This is a genomic window from Pseudomonas sp. GM41(2012) (genome assembly GCF_000282315.2).
In the GTDB taxonomy this organism is placed as follows: Bacteria; Pseudomonadota; Gammaproteobacteria; order Pseudomonadales; family Pseudomonadaceae; genus Aquipseudomonas.
In genome coordinates, this window is sequence record NZ_AKJN02000007.1 from 653,562 (window position 1) to 669,946 (window position 16,385).

General features: G+C 59.6%; 10 protein-coding genes. 7 read left to right on the forward strand and 3 right to left on the reverse strand.

The annotated features are described in order from the left end of the window. The first annotated feature begins 885 nt into the window (after nt 1-885). The 3 genes from PMI27_RS11500 to PMI27_RS11490 all read left to right on the forward strand — a co-directional run bounded on the left by PMI27_RS11500 (nt 886) and on the right by PMI27_RS11490 (nt 7,620). Complete coding sequence (locus PMI27_RS11500) at nt 886-4,338, forward strand: GMC family oxidoreductase N-terminal domain-containing protein (RefSeq protein ID WP_008153505.1); 3,453 nt, start codon at nt 886-888, stop codon at nt 4,336-4,338. 141 nt (nt 4,339-4,479) lie between these two features. Then, a complete protein-coding gene (locus PMI27_RS11495) occupies nt 4,480-6,348 on the forward strand; it encodes a hypothetical protein (protein WP_008153504.1) in 1,869 nt (622 codons plus the stop codon). 27 nt (nt 6,349-6,375) lie between these two features. Beyond that, complete coding sequence (locus PMI27_RS11490; protein WP_024164578.1) at nt 6,376-7,620, forward strand: metallophosphoesterase family protein; 1,245 nt, start codon at nt 6,376-6,378, stop codon at nt 7,618-7,620. A gap of 107 nt (nt 7,621-7,727) precedes the next feature. Here PMI27_RS11490 and gbcA read toward each other — a convergent pair whose 3' ends face one another. Next, nucleotides 7,728-9,023 (reverse strand): glycine-betaine demethylase subunit GbcA, encoded by a 1,296-nt coding sequence (gene gbcA / locus PMI27_RS11485; protein ID WP_033053441.1) that lies wholly within the window; start codon nt 9,021-9,023, stop codon nt 7,728-7,730. A gap of 282 nt (nt 9,024-9,305) precedes the next feature. Here gbcA and gbcB point away from each other — a divergent pair, with 282 nt between their 5' ends. Continuing rightward, nucleotides 9,306-10,406: a glycine-betaine demethylase subunit GbcB gene (gbcB, locus tag PMI27_RS11480; RefSeq protein WP_008147083.1), complete on the forward strand. Its 1,101-nt coding sequence runs from the start codon at nt 9,306-9,308 to the stop codon at nt 10,404-10,406. 202 nt (nt 10,407-10,608) lie between these two features. On the opposite strand, the gene PMI27_RS11475 is transcribed toward gbcB, so the two are convergent. Further along, nucleotides 10,609-11,433 (reverse strand): SDR family oxidoreductase, encoded by an 825-nt coding sequence (locus PMI27_RS11475; RefSeq protein ID WP_008147084.1) that lies wholly within the window; start codon nt 11,431-11,433, stop codon nt 10,609-10,611. A gap of 244 nt (nt 11,434-11,677) precedes the next feature. Next, a complete protein-coding gene (locus PMI27_RS11470; protein WP_008147085.1) occupies nt 11,678-12,718 on the reverse strand; it encodes a threonine aldolase family protein in 1,041 nt (346 codons plus the stop codon). 131 nt (nt 12,719-12,849) lie between these two features. On the opposite strand from PMI27_RS11470, the gene PMI27_RS11465 reads away from it, so the two are divergent. The 3 genes from PMI27_RS11465 (at nt 12,850) to PMI27_RS11455 (ending at nt 16,381) form a co-directional block, all read left to right on the forward strand. Beyond that, nucleotides 12,850-13,569, forward strand: a complete 720-nt coding sequence (locus PMI27_RS11465) for a TraX family protein (RefSeq protein ID WP_033053397.1) — start codon at nt 12,850-12,852, stop codon at nt 13,567-13,569. 284 nt (nt 13,570-13,853) lie between these two features. Further along, nucleotides 13,854-15,107, forward strand: a complete 1,254-nt coding sequence (gene glyA / locus PMI27_RS11460; protein WP_008147090.1) for a serine hydroxymethyltransferase — start codon at nt 13,854-13,856, stop codon at nt 15,105-15,107. Between the two features lie 23 nt (nt 15,108-15,130). Further along, complete coding sequence (locus PMI27_RS11455) at nt 15,131-16,381, forward strand: sarcosine oxidase subunit beta (protein WP_007947735.1); 1,251 nt, start codon at nt 15,131-15,133, stop codon at nt 16,379-16,381. Nucleotides 16,382-16,385: the final 4 nt, after the last annotated feature.

The following is a 16,385-nucleotide window of genomic DNA, read 5'->3' on the forward strand; positions in this document are numbered from 1 at the left end:
CAAAAAACAACCAGCCTAACTTGCGGTTTTTTCAGGCTTTTTCCAGAGGATAACTTTGGACGCGAGCCAATACTTGCCCCCAATCTCTGTTAGCGCATCTGTGGATAAGATGTTCGCTGTCCTCTGCAGGCCATATAGAACGGGCCTATCAGGCGACTGATCAAAAAACGATCAAATCATCGTTTTAAGCCGGTAAACCTCGTGCAAACCCCGATTTATCGCGGCTTCCAACGGTTTTCCACAGATCTGCCCAAGTTGCCCCCAAAGTCTGTTGGCGTTTCTGTGGATAAGGTGTTCGCCATCCTCTGCAAGCCACGTATAACGTGCCTTTCAAGCTTTCGATCAAAAAACAACCAATCGTTGTTCAAAACCCTGCTTCTGGATAAGTCACGGATTTTCTTCAGTTTCTGTGGAGAAAGTTTCCACGAAATCCACACTTGTCCCCATTAACTGTGGGTGGAGGTGTGGATAACTTGTTCGCGAAACCCTGGAAGCCACGTGGCGTATAGGCCTGAATGGAATAGATCAGATTTCATACAGTTCTAAATGGGTTCCTTGACTTCGAACTCTCGGCTGTCTTCACTCACAGGGCACAAGGACAGCCGCCACTTATCCACATCTGGTTCAGGGAGAACGCGTGATGGATAGCCAGCCACTTCGCTCGCCCCCGATTCTCTACGCAACCTGCGTGCCCACGCCGGCTGCTTTGTTGCGCAAGCGCATTCACCGCCATGCCGCCAATCAGCGCGCCCGTCTATAGCACCTGACATTTCCTGATGCCCCCGCTGGCTGCCGCTGAGTTCACTCAGTGGCCAGGTATTCGTTCGCCCATCGATTGCAGGCAACCGAAGAGTTGCCCCATCTGCCTGAGAGAGGAATAGACCCATGACACGGATCGCAACGCCCATCAGCGACATCAAGGAACATTACGACGTGATCGTGATTGGCTCGGGTTACGGCGGCGGGATCGCTGCGTCGCGCCTGTCCCGCGCTGGCAAGCGAGTCTGCCTGCTGGAACGCGGTCGCGAAATGCAGCCCGGCGAGTATCCCAACACGATGTTGGCGGCAACCGAGGAGTTGCAGGTGCATGACCCGGACGGCCACATCGGCTCGCGCACCGGCTTATTCGACTTGCACGTCAACGCCCAGCAGAACGTGGTGGTCGGTTGCGGCCTGGGCGGCACTTCGCTGATCAACGCCAACGTCGCCCTTGAGCCGGAGCCCGGTGTATTCGACGATCCGCGCTGGCCACTGGCGGTGCGTGAACATCGCGACACCTTGCTCAAGGACGGTTACGCCCGGGCTCGGGAAATGCTCAAACCCATGCCGTACCCCAGCACTTCGCCGGTGTTGCCCAAACTCGAAGCCAACAAGAAGTCGGCGGATTACCTCAAGCAAGGCGCGCACTTCTACAGGCCGCCGATCAACGTGACGTTCGACAAACTGCCGAACAACCTCAACCACGTCGGCGTCGAGCAATTGCCTTGCAATCACTGCGGCGACTGCGTGTCGGGCTGTAACAACAAGGCCAAGAACACCACGCTGATGAACTACCTGCCGGACGCCTGGAATCACGGCGCGGAGATTTTCTGTCAGGCCGAGGTTCGGCATCTGGAGCGCGACGGCGATGGCTGGATCGTGCATTTCCAGTACCTGGACAGCGGTCGCGAGAAATTTTCGGCGCCGACGCTGTTCGTCAAAGCCGACATCGTGGTCGTCTCCGCCGGCACCCTGGGCTCTACTGAAATCCTTCTGCGCTCCCGGGACAAAGGCCTGTCGATGTCCGGCCAGCTCGGCGAAAACATGAGTGGCAACGGTGACATCCTCGGTTTCGGCCACAACTGCGAGCAACCGATCAACGGCATCGGTTTCGGTGCCCATCCGGCCAAGGAACTGCACCCGGTCGGCCCGTGCATCACGTCGGTCATCGACATGCGCACCGAAGGCGATTGGCGCAGCCGCATGGTCATCGAAGAAGGTTCGATCCCCGGTGCTCTCGGGCGGCCGATGGTGCCGAGCATGGCCGGGTTCGCCGAGCTGATCGGCAAAGCCACCGACGACAGTTTGATCGGCAAGTTGAAATACAAGGAGCGCGAAGCCGAAAGCTTCCTCCGTGGCCCGTACTACGGCGCGCTGCACAACATGCAGACGTACCTGATCATGAGCCACGACAACGGCAAGGGCCGGATGGTGCTGGACAGCAAGGATCAGCTGCGCATCGACTGGCCGGGCGTCGGCGAGCAGGAAAACGTCAAGATCGGCAACGAGCGCCTGCACCAGAGTACCAAGGCGTTGGGCGGGATCTGGGTCGAGAATCCGATCTGGACCAAGCTGCTCAAGCACAGCATCGTTTCGGTTCACCCTTTAGGCGGTTGCGTGATGGGCGAAGACGCGGGGCAGGGCGTGGTCAACCACAAGGGCCAGGTGTTCAGCGGAGCCAACGGGACCGACGTGTATGCGAGTTTGTACGTAACCGACGGCGCGGTGATTCCGACGTCTCTGGCCGTTAATCCGCTGCTGACCATATCGGCGGTGAGCGAACGCAACGTAGGCCTGCTGGCCGCTGATCGCGGTTGGCAGATCGACTACACGTTGCCCTCGGCGCCGCGCAAACAAGTGGCGCCACCGACCCTTGGCGTGCAATTCACCGAAACCATGAAAGGCTACTTCTCCCGGGCCTTCACGGCGGCCCAAAGCACTGACCTGAAGGTTTACGAAGCGGCGGCCAAGCGCGGCGAGGCGGACAACTCGCCCATCGATTTCACCCTGACCATCACCGCCAACGACCTCAATCGCATGATCAAGGAGCCGGAGCACGCGGCGACGCTGGTGGGGACGGTCAACGCGCCAAGCCTGTCGCCACAGCCGCTGACCGCCAGCAATGGCGTGTTCAACCTGTTCGAGCAGTATCAGGAACAGGTCGGCGTGCGGCACATGAAGTACGACATGAAACTGACCGCCGAGGACGGCAACGACTATTTCTTCAGCGCCTTCAAAACCGTGCCCGAAGACAACGGCGTGCTAAACATCTGGCACGACACCAGCACGCTGTACGTGACGCTGTATCGCGGGCCGGACAAAACCGGCGAGGTGATCGGCTCCGGGGTGATGCACATCCATCCGACCGATTTCGCCAAGCAAATGACCACCATGAAGGTGCTCAACGCCCGTAACGAGCGCGAGCGTATCGAAGGCCTGGCGCGGTTCGGCAAGTTCTTTGCCGGGATACTCTGGGAGAGCTACGGCGGCGTGTTCGCTGGCGACATCTACTTCAACCCCGACGCACCGCCACGGCTCAAACGACCTCTGGATGCGCCGCCGCCAGTGGTGCACTTCTTCGAGACCGAAGACAACGTCGAGCTGCGCCTGACCCGCTATCAGGGCGGCAGCAAAGGGCCGGTGATGCTGGTTCATGGGTTGGGCGTGGGTTCGAATATCTTCTCCACCGACACCATCCAGACCAACCTGCTGGAGTACCTGTGCAAGCACGAGTACGACGTCTGGTTGCTGGATTTGCGGGTGAGCATCCTGCTGCCGGCGAGCAAGAAGGAATGGAACGGCGACCAGATCGCCCAGTACGATTTCGAGGCGGCCATCACGCAGATCAAGCAGGAAACCAAAGCGCCCGACGTGCAATGCGTGGTGCACTGCTACGGCGCGACGACTTTCTTCATGTCGTTGCTGGCCGGGTTGCAGGGCGTGCGTTCCGTTGTGTGCTCGCAGATCGCGGCAGATGCCGTGGTTGCCACGGCGACCGGGCTCAAGGCCGGTTTGCACCTGCCAGGCATGCTTGACGCCATTGGCATCAAATCCCTCACCGCTTACGCCGACAACAAGGAAAACTGGTTCAACAAACTCTATGACAAAGCCCTCAACGGCTACGCCCGGATCGAGGCTCAGGGTTACTGCACCAACCCGGTGTGCCATCGCATCACCTTCATGTACGCATCGTTGTATCGCCACGACACCCTCAACGAAACCCTGCACGACAACCTGCACGAACTGTTCGGCGAGTCGAACATGCACACCTTCGAGCACCTCGCGCTGATCGTGCGCAAAGGGCATCTGGTGGACTTCAAGGGCGAGGACGTCTACATGCCGCACTTCGACCGGTTGAGCATGCCGATCTGCTTTATCAGCGGCGCGGACAACCAGTGCTACCTACCGGAAAGCACGCTCAAGACTTACGAACGCGTGTGCAAGGTGCATGGGCCGGAGCGCTATAGCCGGCATGTGGTGCCGGGTTACGGCCATATCGACTGCATGTTCGGCAAGGACGCGGTGGTCGATGTGTACCCGATCATCCTGCAACACCTGGAGAAAACAGCCCTCGGTTGATCTGACAGGCCGTGTTGGATTCATCGCGGGCAAGCCTTGCTCCTACAGGTTTCGCACTGCTTTTGTAGGAGCAAGGCTTGCCCGCGATGACGGTCTCTCAGGCGCTACACCTCGCGGGTCAAGCACAAGGAAAAGGATGATATGGACAGTTACATCCGTTGGTTTCAACGCTTCATCTGGCTAGGCATCGTGATGAACATGGTCTTCGCAATCCCGGCGCTTTTCGCTCCGGCGCTGCTGACCTCCATGCTCGGGATGCCACCGCAACTCTCAGATCCGTGGCTGGAAAACGCCGGCATGTTGCTGGTGGGGATCAGCCTGTTCTACATGCCGTCAGGCTTCAACGCGCCACGATACGTCGTGCATTCGTGGCTGTGCGTGTTGTCGCGATTGGTCGCCGTAGCGTTCTGGATCTACCTGATCAACACCAGCAACCAGGCTCAGGTGTTCGTGCCGATGCTGATGGGCGATCTGAGCATGTTCCTGATCCTCGGGATCTTGCTGTACCTGGGCAGCGCTCCGGTCAATCGGCCGCTGGCGTTGCTTCGCGACGGCTGGCGTGAATGGCGCGCAGCCTGGGCGTTACGCTGGCAGCGGCACAGCTTCAAGGTCGCCACGCTGGTCGTGGTGCTGGCATTGGGATTCATCGGTTACCAGACCTGGTACCAGATGCTGCGGGTAGTGCCGGCAGAGCAATACGCCTCTGACGAAGATCACTACAAGTACGCCGCCATCGGCCTGGGGATCGAAGCGCGGATTCCCTACTACCTGTTCGCCGTGTTGCCGCAGATGTGCCCGGAAAAAATGCCGAAACCCGGCGGCTACGAGGTCTTCGGTTTCCTCTACGAGAACGGCAAGGATCTACCCATCGGCATGGCCAAGCGGCAGATCGGCTACCCGACCGTGGAGCCTAACTGCGCCCTGTGCCACACCGGCTCCTATCGGGCCAATACCAGCGACGTCGCCATCCCGGTGGCCACCGCGCCGGCCAATACCCTGCAACTGCAGGCCTTCCAGTGGTTCGCCTACGATTGCGCCAGCGACCCGAAATTCACCACTGACGCGGTGATGGCCGCGATCAACAGCAAGTTTCAGCTCGGGTTTTTCGAGCGCTTGTACAACCGCTACCTGATCATCCCGATGGCCACGAGCGCGCTGATCAAGCAGAAGCAGGCCTATGCCTGGCAGCAACTGCGCGCACCGCAAGGGCCGGGGCGCACCGACACCTTCAACCCGACAAAAATGGTGGTGTTCGGCTTCCCGGATGACTCGACCATCGGCACCGTCGACTTGCCGCAAGTCTGGAACCAGAAGCCCCGGGAGTCGCTGTACCTGCACTGGGACGGCAACAACAACGATATCCATGAGCGCAACTACGCCGCGGCCATGGCCGTGGGCGCGACGCCGGAATCCGTATTGCCGGCCAGTTTCAACCGGGTGACCAACTGGCTGTTGGGCCACAAATCCCCGGCCTGGCCGTTCGCGCTGGATCAGGCCAAGGCTGCCCGGGGTAAACCGGTCTGGGACAACAACTGCGCCGGTTGCCATGATTTCGGCCGCGCCGACACTGGTCAGGTCACCACCAACATAGATGAACTGGGCACCGATCCCCATCGACTGAACTCGTTCACCACAGGTCTTGTGACAGCCTTCCACGGCTTCAAGACATCGCCGTTCGATTTTGGCGCTTACCGCAAGACCCAGAGCTACAGCAACACGCCGACCGACGGCGTCTGGTTGCGTGCGCCGTACTTGCACAACGGTTCGGTGCCGACCCTGTGGGATTTGTTGCAACCACCGGAACAGCGGCCGCAGGTGTTCTTCACCGGCTCCGATGTGTACGACCAGGACAAGGTCGGCTTCATCACCAGCGGTGAGCAAATGAAAGCCTCGGCGGACTTCAAATACGACACGCGTCTTGAGGGCAACCATAACGGTGGCCACCTGTACGGCACGCAGCTGTCGGAACTCGATAAACGGGCACTCATCGAGTTCATGAAAACCCTGTGATCCCACTACGGATGGAGGAATACCGACATGTCACTCGTCACTCATTGGGAACATGAATACGACAAGGTCAAGCTGCGCATGCACGGGCTGTTCACGCGGCTGGAAATGTCCTGGAAGAAACTCGTCAGCGAGCTTGAGCCGGAAGAGTTCGAGGCCATCGTTGCGCTGCTGCAGCGCGGTCACGACCAGGCGCAATACGTGCTCAAGCACGGCGACTTGCCGGACGATCAGCCGAGCGTGCCGTGGGAGTTGTCCCACGGTTTGTCGATCCTGCACATCGGCAACGCCACACCCTTGCCGCAATCGGTAGACGAATTGCAGACCCGAGTGCTCAAAGACGGCAGCCTGCTCGGATGTCGCAAATGGGAGCTGCTGGACTTGCTGTGGAGCGAGGCGCTGCTGAAGTGGATCGAGAACCTGCGCCATCACGCACCGTTCGCCACCAACCCGGCGCTGATGAAAATGGACAGCGACGTGACCCTGGCGATTGCTGGCGACTGGGGCACCGGGCCGTTCGACAGTCATGCACCGGCGGTGGCGGTAGCCAATCAGATGCAACTGGCTCAGGCCGATTTCACCATTCACCTGGGGGATGTGTATTACGCCGGGACCCGCTCTCAGGAAGACGTCGACATGGTCGGCTGGCCCATGGGCAAGCACGGTTCGTTCACCCTCAATTCCAACCACGAGATGTACAGCGGCGCCCACGGCTACTTCAAGGAATTGGCCAAACGTTTTCCGGCGCAGCAGGGCACCAGTTACTTCGCGTTGTACAACGATGACTGGCTGGTGGTCGGGCTCGACAGCGCTTATGCCTCGGATGCGATCAACCTGTACATGGACGGTGCACTGAACAAGGAGCAGATCGCCTGGATGAAAGATCTGCCCCAGCGCAAGAAGCTCATGGTGCTCAGCCATCACCAGGGTTTCGACATTACCGGGCACAACAAGACGGCGCTGTATCAGCCGGTGTGTGAAGCCTTGGGCCGCGAGCCGGATTATTGGTATTGGGGGCATTTGCACAACGGCATCTGCTACGCGGCTCAGGGCGGTTTGCATGCGCGCTGCGCGGGGCACGGGGCGATTCCGTATGGCAATGCCAGCGAGCTGGACAGGCACTCGCGTGTCTTGTGGTCGGAAACGCAAAATGCGCGGGATGAGGCGTACCCGGATCGGGTGTTGAACGGTTATGTGAAGGTGCGGCTGGTGGGGGAAAACATCGAAGAGACGTTTATTGGCGAGGATGGCAGTGTGCGGTGGTCTTCAAGCTGATCAGGTGAATGTGAGGCCGCCATCGCGAGCAGGCTCGCTCCCACATTTGATCTTCGGCGCACCAAAGATCCCCTGTGGGAGCGAGCCTGCTCGCGATGCTTTTGCTCTTAGCCTTGAACCGGAACCCCTTTGAGATACGGCGCAGGTTCCGCGCCAAGATTGTTCAGCAACCGCTCGCTGTACCAATCCACGAAGTTCACCACGCCAAACTCATAAGTCTTGGAGTAAGGCCCTGGCTGGTAAGCCGTGGAGTTGATCCCGCGCTGGTTCTCTTCAGCCAGGCGACGGTCCTGGTCGTTGGTCGCATCCCAGACCTGGCGCATGCGCTCCACGTCGTAGTCCACGCCTTCGACCGCGTCCTTGTGGACGATCCACTTGGTGGTGACCATGGTTTCCTGCGCGCTGATCGGCCACACGGTGAACACGATGATGTGGTCGCCCATGCAGTGGTTCCAGGAGTGCGGCAGGTGCAGGATGCGCATCGAGCCCAGGTCCGGGTTTTTGATCCGGCCCATGAGCTTGGCGCAGCCTTGTTTGCCGTCCAGGGTCATCGACACGGTGCCTTTGAGCAGCGGCATGCGCACGATGCGGTTACGCAGGCCGAAGCTGGCGTGGGCGTAAGGAATCTTCTCGGCTTCCCAGGCAGCAGCGGAGGCCGCGACGTGGTCCTTGAAGGCCTGGTCGGCACGCGGGTCGGTGACGTCGTCCCATTCCAGCAGGGTTTTCAGCAGTTCCGGGTGCGACGCGTTGCAGTGGTAGCACTCGCGGTTGTTTTCCAGCACCAGTTTCCAGTTGGCTTTTTCCATCAAGGTGGTGGTGATCGCCACCTTGGTGTTCTCCATGTCGTACGGTTCCATGTAATGGTTCAGCGTCGACAGGAAGTCATCAATGGCTGGCGGGTTCTCCGACAGGCTGATGAAGATGTAGCCGCCGGCAGTCTTCACGTTTACCGGTTTGAGGCCGTATTCCTTCATGTCGAAGTCGGCGCCCATTTCGGTACCGGCGAACAGCAGGCGACCGTCCAGTTCGTACGTCCACTGGTGGTAGTGGCAGACCAGTTTGGCGACCTTGCCTTTTTCACTGGTGCACAGCCGCGAACCACGGTGACGGCAGACGTTGTGGAACGCATGGATCACGCCTTCGGCGCCGCGGATCACGATGATCGGGTTCTTGCCGACTTGCAGGGTCAAATAGTTGCCCTTGGTCGGGATTTCGCAGGCCATGCCGGCAATCAACCACTCTTTCTGAAAGATTTCCTGCATGTCGATATCAAACAGCCGCTCGTCAGAGTAAAACGGCTGCGGCAGCGAGAAAGTGCGCTCGCGCTCTTGCAGCATCTGCGCGGTGGCCTTGCGTGCGGGTTCCAGTGGATCGCCCAGGCTCAGGGTAGTGGTGACGTCCATCATTTAATCCTCAAGGCCATTCTGTGTGGCCGGCGAAAGTGGCTAATCAGGTTTGCTACGCAAGGTGTAAAGGTTGTGTCTTGGTATGGAGCGAGTGTGGGGCCGGCGCTAGCCAGAACCTTATCCATGGGCGACATGGCCCAATCTGTTCCCGACGCGCAACCCCCGGTAGATGCGGGCTGGTCGCGATAAGTATGTGAATGTCGCAGATAGGTAAATGGGTGGTTCGCACGTTACGCAGAATCGCCAACATAAGGCCGACCATCGGCGGTGGAGAACAGCATGTCCAACAGCTTCCTGAATCCGGTAACCACCCAGACCTGGGCCAATGGTCGACACATCGTCCGTTGCGTCAAAGTCATCCAGGAAACCTGGGATGTGCGCACCTTCTGTTTTATGGCCGACCAGCCAATCCTGTTCTTCTTCAAGCCGGGGCAGTTTGTCACCCTGGAGCTGGAAATCGAAGGGGTGCCGATCATGCGCTCCTACACCATTTCCAGCTCGCCGTCGGTGCCGTACAGCTTTTCGGTGACCATCAAGCGTGTGCCGGGCGGCAAAGTGTCGAACTGGCTGCACGACACCCTGCACGAAGGCCAGGAGCTGGCGGTGCACGGGCCGGTCGGGCTGTTCAACGCCATGGACTTCACCGCGCCGAAGGTGCTGTACCTCAGCGGTGGCGTCGGTATCACGCCGGTCATGTCGATGGCGCGCTGGTTCTACGACACCAACGGCAACGTCGACATGGTGTTTATCCACAGCGCCCGCTCGCCCAAAGACATCATTTACCACCGCGAGCTGGAACACATGGCGTCGCGGATCGATAACTTCAGCCTGCACCTGATCTGCGAGAAACATGGTCTGGGCGAGCCGTGGGCCGGTTATCGCGGGTACCTGAACCACAAGATGCTCGAGCTGATGGCGCCCGACTTCATGGAGCGCGAAGTCTTCTGCTGTGGCCCGACGCCGTATATGAATGCGGTCAAGCGGATGCTCGAGACAGCCGGCTTCGACATGTCGCGTTATCACGAGGAATCCTTCGGCGCTACGCCAGCGGAAGCCCGTGCCGATGCGGTGGAGCAAGCCGAAATCGCCGCAGACGCACCGGACATCGACGCGGCGGACCTGCACCAGGTGGAATTCACCGCGTCCGGCAAGAGCATTCGTGTTGCACCGGGTGAAACCGTGCACGCGGCGGCTGCCAAGCTTGGTTTGTTGATTCCGAAGGCTTGCGGGATGGGGATCTGCGGGACGTGCAAGGTGATGAAGCTGGGTGGCGAGGTCGAAATGGACCACAACGGCGGGATCACCGAGGAAGACGAAGCGGAAGGGTTCATTCTTTCGTGCTGCAGCGTGCCGAAGGGCGACGTGCGCATCGAGTTTTGATGTAAGGCTGGGAGGGTAACTAACTTCTAGAACCACCCCTCACCCCAGCCCTCTCCCCACGGGGGAGAGGGGGAAAGGGAGCAGATTTGCGTTGGTTTCAGAACCTGAGTTCAACTCGATATTTCAGGTCGATGTAGCTCCAAGAACACCTCGGTCAGTTCCCTCTACCCTCTGGGGAGAGGGTTAGGGTGAGGGGTGGATATCAACCAACAAACAAATCCGGCATCAGTGGGTCGGTGGTGTCAGGCGCAAATCGATACTGTTCAAAATCCGTCACCCCGTGTTCCCCCAGAATCTCTTCATCAATCAGCAATCGCCCAGTAATGCTGCGACCGCTGCTGCTCAGAATCACATGGGCGGCATCCGCCATAATCGCCGGCGTGCGCGCATGCTTGAACGACTCGCGTGACCCCAACTGAAACTCGATGGCAGCGGTGGCAATCATCGTCTGCGGCCACAGCGAATTAACGCTGATGCCATAACCGGCAAATTCCTCGCTCATGCCCAACGTCAGCATGCTCATGCCGTATTTGGTCACCGTGTAGGGGCTGTACTGGGCAAACCATTTGCTCGCCAGATTCAGTGGCGGGGAAAGGTTGAGAATGTGTCCGCCGCTTTTCTTCAGATAGGGCAGTGCAGCCTGACTGCACAGCAGCACGGCGCGGGTGTTGATCTGGTGCATCAGGTCGAAGCGCTTGAGTTCGATGTGTTGAACCCCGGTCAGCTTAATCGCGCCGGCATTGTTGATCAGCGCATCAATGCCGCCGAAATGCTCGTTGGCCTTGGCCAGTGCCTCGCGCACCGCGACGTCATCACGCACATCCACCTGCAAGGCCAGCGCCTTGCCGCCCGCGGCTTCGACTTCCGCGGCCACGCTGAAAATCGTGCCCGGCAGTTTGGGGTGGGGATCGGCGCTTTTGGCGGCAATCACAATGTTGGCCCCATCCCGTGCGGCACGTAGCGCAATTTCGCGACCAATCCCGCGGCTGGCGCCGGTGATGAACAGGGTTTTGCCTTGTAAAGACATGCGTGCGCTCCTGATTATTGTTATGTGAGCGAAGGCTCGACAAACAATGTAGACCATGTCTTTCAGGGCAAACGATCAGGGGCAGCAGGACTGTAGGAGCTGGTAGGAGCTGGTAGGAGCTGTCGAGTGCAACGAGGCTGCGATCTTTTGACGTTGGTTTTTAAGATCAAAAGATCGCAGCCTCGTTGCACTCGACAGCTCCTACCAGCTCCTACCAGCTCCTGCAGTCCTCAAGGGGGAGGGTTTAGCGGGACATGACTTCGCGAATATCCGTCGCCAATTCGCGTACGCGTTCTTCTTCGGTGTCCCACGAGCACATGAAGCGTGCGCCGCCGTTGCCGATGAAGGTGTAGAAGCGCCAGCCTTTGGCCGTCAGTGCGGCGATGGCCGGTTCCGAGAGTTGCAGGAAAACGCCGTTGGCCTGCACCGGGAACATCAGTTCCACGCCAGGAATATCGCTCACCAGTTCAGCCAGCAGCTGCGCGCAGTGGTTGGCGTGTTTGGCGTATTTGAGCCAGGCGTCGTTTTCCAGAATCCCGACCCACGGCGCCGACAGGAAACGCATCTTCGAGGCCAGTTGACCGGCCTGTTTGCAGCGGTAATCGAAGTCTTCAGCCAGTTTGTGGTTGAAGAACAGAATCGCTTCCCCCACCGCCATGCCGTTTTTCGTGCCGCCGAAGCACAACACGTCGACGCCGGCCTTCCAGGTCAGGTCGGCGGGCGTGCAGCCGAGGAAAGCGCAGGCGTTGGAGAAACGCGCGCCGTCCATGTGCAGGTTCAGGCCCAGTTCTTTGCACGTAGCGCTGATGGCGCGGATTTCTTCCGGGGTGTAGACGCTGCCGACTTCGGTGGCCTGGGTCAGGGTCACGACGCGCGGTTTCGGGTAGTGGATGTCCTGGCGCTTGAGCGCGATTTCGCGGATCGATTCCGGGGTCAGCTTGCCGTTTTCAGTGCGGGCGATGAGCAGCTTGGAACCGTTGGAAAAGAATTCCGGTGCGCCACATTCGTCGGTTTCGACGTGGGCGGTTTCCGAGCAGATCACGCTGTGGTAACTCTGGCACAGCGACGACAGGGCCAGGGAGTTGGCCGCGGTGCCGTTGAAGGCGAAGAACACTTCGCAGTCGGTTTCGAACAGTTTGCGGAAATCGTCGGACGCGCGTGCGGTCCATTCGTCGTCGCCATAGGCGCGTTGGTGGCCGTGGTTGGCCTGTTCCATGGCAGCCCAGGCTTCAGGGCAGATACCGGAATAGTTGTCGCTGGCGAATTGTTGGCTCTTATCGGTCATGGCCGGCTTCCGTGGTCGAGGCTCTTATGGTGAAGAGCTTCGTGGTCAATGATGGTGCGCACTTTACCCAAGATCGTCAGGAGAGCACACGGGATGATGCTGTCAGAAAAATACAAGGACGACAGGCAATTATGCACATGACGCAAAGGGATGGGGCACTGGATCTGCTCAAGTGGCTGGCGCTGCTCTGCATGGTGCTCGATCACCTGCGATATATCGGTTATTCCGTCGATATTCTGTATGTACCGGGACGGTTGGCGTTCCCGTGGTTCTGTCTGGCGATGGCCGCAAACCTGGCGCGGGCCCGCGCGGTGACGACCGGCGGCCAGTGGCGTTATCTGGGGTGGTTGCTGCTGTTTAGCGCCATCAGCGAAATTCCCTACCGGATGTACATTCCTGATCCCGACACCTTGAACGTGCTGCCCACGTTGGCGCTGGGATTGCTGGTGGCCCGTGGCTGGCAGGACCGAACCCTGCAAACGCGACTGTTGGCGACAGGCGCCTTGCTGCTGGCGGCGCTGTTTGCGGAGCGACTGATGTTCGGCTTCTTTGGGGTACTGTTGCCGCTGGCGATGTTGCTGGTGATCAAGCGTCCCTGGTATTTCAGCCTGTTGCCGGGGCTGGTGTGCCTGGCAGCCAATCAGTGGCCAGTGCTGTATTCCTCCGCGCAGTTTCACAATGTTGAAGCGATCCTCGGCATCGCCGCTTGTCTGATTGCGCCACTGGCCGGCCTGCTTTTGCTGCGCCACGCCGGCCAGTTCAAACCTCCGCCACCGATGCGCCGCTGGGCGTATGCCCTATATCCACTGCATTTTTTACTTCTGCTTGCAGTGCGACAGATCATCGCCTAACCCCTGTGGGAGTGAGCCTGCTCGCGATGAGGGAGTGTCAGGCGACATCAATGTTGCTGACTCACCGTCATCGCGAGCAGGCTCGCTCCCACAGGGGATCTCTGCTGGTTTGGAGAGTGTGTCCGGCCAGCCATTTCCCCTCATGTCGTAAACGCACCTTTGCGTGGCGTCCGTAGGCATTTGGCCTGTCTGCGCCGGTCATACCATCGCATTCAAAGGGCACTGTCGAAACACCAGTGCCTTACCGAGACGAATGGCGCATAGATGCCGCTGGGAGAGACGCGATGTTCAGCAAGCAAGACCAGATCCAGGGTTACGACGATGCACTGCTGGCGGCGATGAATGCCGAGGAGCAACGCCAGGAAGATCACATCGAGCTGATCGCGTCAGAGAACTACACCAGCAAACGCGTCATGGAAGCGCAAGGCAGTGGCCTGACCAACAAATACGCCGAAGGCTATCCGGGCAAGCGCTACTACGGTGGCTGCGAGCACGTCGATAAAGTTGAAGCGCTGGCCATCGAACGCGCCAAGCAACTGTTCGGCGCCGACTACGCCAACGTGCAGCCGCACTCCGGTTCTTCCGCCAACAGCGCCGTTTACCTGGCCCTGATCCAGCCAGGCGACACCATTCTCGGCATGAGCCTGGCCCACGGCGGCCACCTGACCCACGGCGCGAAAGTGTCGTCCTCGGGCAAGCTCTACAACGCCGTGCAGTACGGCATCGACACCAAGACCGGGTTGATCGATTACGACGAAGTCGAACGTCTGGCCGTCGAGTGCAAGCCGAAAATGATCGTTGCCGGGTTCTCGGCTTACTCCAAGACCCTCGACTTCCCACGCTTCCGGCAGATTGCCGACAAGGTCGGTGCGCTGCTGTTCGTCGACATGGCCCACGTGGCCGGTCTGGTCGCCGCTGGTCTGTATCCGAATCCGCTGCCGTACGCTGACGTGGTCACCACCACCACCCACAAGACCCTGCGCGGTCCACGTGGCGGGTTGATCCTGGCCAAGTCCAACGAAGAGATCGAGAAAAAGCTCAACGCCGCGGTATTCCCCGGCGCACAGGGCGGCCCGCTGATGCACGTCATCGCTGGTAAAGCGGTGTGCTTCAAGGAAGCGCTGGAGCCTGGTTTCAAGGTCTATCAGCAACAAGTTATCGACAACGCCCAGGCCATGGCCGGCGTATTTATCAAACGCGGCTACGATGTAGTGTCCGGCGGTACCGATAACCACCTGTTCCTGGTCAGCCTGATCCGTCAGGGCCTTACCGGTAAAGAGGCGGATGCAGCCCTCGGCCGTGCCGGTATCACCGTGAACAAGAACGCTGTCCCGAACGATCCACAGTCGCCGTTCGTGACCTCCGGCCTGCGCATCGGCACCCCGGCGGTGACCACTCGCGGCTTCAAGGTTACCCAATGCGTTGAGTTGGCCGGCTGGATCTGCGACATCCTCGACAACCTCGGCGACGCCGATGTCGAGGCCAATGTTGCGCAGCAAGTTTCGGCCCTGTGCGCGGACTTCCCGGTTTATCGCTGAGCGCGGTTTTGGAGTAAATGACTATGCAACGCTACTCGGGCTTCGGCCTCTTCAAACACTCCCTCAGCCATCACGAAAACTGGCAGAAAATGTGGCGCACGCCGACCCCTAAAAAGGTCTATGACGTGGTCATCGTCGGCGGTGGCGGGCATGGTCTGGCGACCGCCTACTACCTGGCCAAAGAGCACGGCATCACTAACGTGGCCGTGGTCGAAAAAGGCTGGCTGGGCGGCGGTAACACCGCGCGCAACACCACCATCGTTCGCTCCAACTACCTGTGGGACGAGTCGGCGCACCTGTACGAACACGCGATGAAATTGTGGGAAGGCCTGTCCCAGGACCTGAACTATAACGTGATGTTCTCCCAGCGTGGCGTTTACAACCTGTGCCACACCCTGCAGGACATCCGTGATTCCGAGCGTCGGGTCAGCGCCAACCGCCTCAACGGCGTGGACGGTGAACTGCTCGATGCCAAACAAGTGGCCGACGAGATTCCGTACCTCGACTGCTCCAAGAACACTCGCTACCCGGTGATGGGCGCAACCGTCCAGCGCCGTGGCGGCGTGGCCCGTCACGATGCCGTGGCCTGGGGCTTTGCCCGTGCCGCCGACGCCTTGGGCGTGGATTTGATTCAACAGACCGAAGTGATCGGCTTCCGCAAGGAAAACGGTGTGTGCATCGGTGTTGAAACCAACAAAGGCTTCATCGGCGCCAAGCGCGTCGGTGTAGTGACCGCCGGTAACTCCGGGCACATGGCCAAACTCGCCGGTTTCCGTCTGCCGATCGAATCGCACCCGCTGCAAGCGCTGGTGTCCGAACCGATCAAGCCGATTATCGACAGCGTGATCATGTCCAACGCCGTACACGGTTACATCAGCCAGTCCGACAAGGGCGACCTGGTGATCGGCGCCGGTATCGACGGCTACAACGGCTACGGCCAGCGTGGTTCGTACCCGGTGATCGAACACACCATTCAAGCCATCGTCGAGATGTTCCCGGTGTTGTCCCGCGTACGCATGAACCGTCAGTGGGGCGGCATCGTCGACACCACGCCGGACGCATGCCCGATCATCTCGAAAACCCCGGTTCCGAACATGTTCTTCAACTGCGGTTGGGGCACCGGTGGCTTCAAGGCAACACCTGGCTCGGGCAACGTATTTGCCGCGAGTCTGGCCAAGGGTGAAATGCACCCATTGGCTGCACCTTTCTCCATCGACCGTTTCCACAACGGTGCGTTGATCGATGAACACGGCGCTGCTGCGGTTGCCCACTAACAGG